Raw genomic sequence first — 1068 nt, 5'->3', positions numbered from 1 at the left:
CGCCGGCCGAGGTGCGCACCTCGGCCGGCGCGGGCAGGCGGCCGCATGTCGGACTGGTTGCAACAGCCGAGAACAAGCTAGGCCCTGTCCGCTCCCTTAGACCCCGAACGGTTGATCGGGCTGAGTGCCCGCACCACAAGCCAGGGAGCAAGGATATGATACACCGGCCAGTGTTCGTTGGCATCGACATCTCGAAGGCGCGTGTCGATGTGTACCTGCATCCATCGGGCAAGCAGCTGAGCGCTGCGAACCAGCCCAAGGCGCTCGTGGAGCTGGCACGCCAACTCGTCGTACTGGCGCCTGAAGCGGTCGCGGTGGAAGCATCGGGCGGCTACGAGCGCCAGGCTATCCAGCTTCTGCATGCCGAAGGGCTCAGCGTCTATGTGCTGGCTCCCGCGCGCGTACGAGCCTTTGCGCGCGCCATCGGGCAGAATGCCAAGACCGACGCGCTCGATGCCATGATGATCGCACGCTGCCTGGAAGCGTCCCACGAACGTCTCGTGGCCTATGCTCCGGATCCAGCACGCGACCGGCTGAGCGCGCTGCTCGCACATCGGCGTCGCCTGGTTGCCGAGCATGCCTGCCTGAACGGCCAGCTCGATACCATCGCAGAGCCGCTCGTTCGTCGCATGATCCGCGCTCGGATACGCTCGATCGATCTCGCCCTGGTCGTCCTCGATAAGGCTGTGCGAGCCTTCCTCGACACCCACACGCAGCTCGAACGGCGCTGCGCTCGGCTAAGCTGCCAGACCGGTGTCGGCCCTGTCCTCTCCCGCACGCTGGTTGCCGACATGCCCGAACTCGGGCGCGTATCTGCGAAAACCGCCGCCGCCCTCCTCGGCGTCGCTCCCCATGCCAGACAATCCGGTAACTCGCAGCGACCCGGCCGATGCCAGGGCGGCCGAAAACACCTGCGCGATATCCTCTACATGGCAACCTTGAGCGCCATCCGGTCCCGCGATCCCGCCCTCACTCCCTTCTACGATCGCCTCAGGGCCAAGGGCAAAACCTTCAAGGTCGCCATCATCGCCGCTATGCGAAAGATGATCACCATCCTAAACGCTATCG

At 65.2% G+C, this 1068-nt stretch carries 1 protein-coding gene; it reads left to right on the top strand.

The genetic code is table 11. The features are described 5' to 3' along the window. Positions 1-155: 155 nt before the first annotated feature. The coding region (locus SPR01S_RS21035; protein ID WP_157082393.1) for an IS110 family RNA-guided transposase at positions 156-1068 on the top strand (913 nt) is incomplete at its 3' end.

The sequence above is a fragment of the Sphingomonas pruni NBRC 15498 genome, from assembly GCF_001598455.1.
Lineage (GTDB): Bacteria > Pseudomonadota > Alphaproteobacteria > Sphingomonadales > Sphingomonadaceae > Sphingomonas > Sphingomonas pruni.
Note: the sequence above shows the minus strand (reverse complement) of the source record. Positions and strands in the feature narration are given on the sequence as shown.